1 protein-coding gene is annotated in these 1,103 nt (G+C 53.6%); it reads left to right on the forward strand.

The genetic code is table 11. The features are described 5' to 3' along the window. On the forward strand, positions 1-1,103 hold a 1,103-nt coding region (locus ABWW03_RS19915; protein WP_353411429.1), incomplete at both ends, for a VCBS domain-containing protein.

Consider the following 1,103-nt stretch of genomic DNA (forward strand, 5'->3'; position numbering starts at 1 on the left):
ATTGCCGGAACACTCGGTTCACTCACGATTCAAGCCGATGGTTCCTACACTTACATCCCAGGAGCGGGTGCAGCCGCCTTGGCTGAAGGTGCAACCGCGACGGACACCTTTAGCTACACCTTAAAAGACGACGATGGCAGCTTCTCAACCACGACAGTCACCATTACCGTTACCGGAACCACCGATGGTGCCCCAACCGTTACGATTACCGACAACAACGCTGGCGCTACGGGCGATGAAAGTGTTGTTGAAGATGGCACACTTACTGGAAACACCTTTACGATCACGGCGCCGGATGGTTTAGGATCGTTGAGTATCGCAGGTCAAAGTATTACGGCTGCGGCATTGAACAATGCTTCCACGACTAATATTACCATCAGTAATGGTGACGGTGTTCTAACCATCACCGATTACAACGCCGCCACCGGCGTAGTGACGTACAACTACGACCCAGCAGGTACCTCGCAAGATCACAGCGGCGCGGAGGTCGTGCATAACTTTGCGATTGTTGTAACAGACAGTGACGGCACCACCGCGAGTGATAGCCTTGATATTTTAATTACCGATACCGCTCCAGTAGCCAATGCGGACACGGATACAACCGATGCCGATACCAATGCAACGGGTAATGTGAGAACCGATGTCGGCGGGGCCGATGTCGATGGTGCCGATGCGGCAGAAATTACGGGCGTTGTAGCGGGTACTCAAACTGGTGATATTACCGGTGGTGTAAACACGCCCATCGCGGGCAGCTTAGGTTCCTTAACGATTCAAACGGACGGTTCCTATACTTATACCCCAGGCGCTGGTGCAGCCGCCTTGGCCGAAGGTGCAACCGCGACGGACACCTTTAGCTACACCCTAAAAGACGACGATGGCAGTTTCTCGACCACCACCGTAACGATCACTGTGACGGGCACGACTGATGGTGCTCCAACCGTAACCATCACCGACAACAACGCTGGCGCCACAGGCGATGAAAGTGTTGTTGAAGATGGCACACTTACTGGAAACACCTTTACGATCACAACGCCGGATGGTTTGGGTTCTCTCAGCGTTGCAGGGCAGAGCATTAGTGCTGCTGCGCTCAACAATGCTTCAAC

It is taken from the genome of Pseudoteredinibacter isoporae (assembly GCF_040372805.1).
Lineage (GTDB): Bacteria > Pseudomonadota > Gammaproteobacteria > Pseudomonadales > Cellvibrionaceae > Pseudoteredinibacter > Pseudoteredinibacter isoporae_A.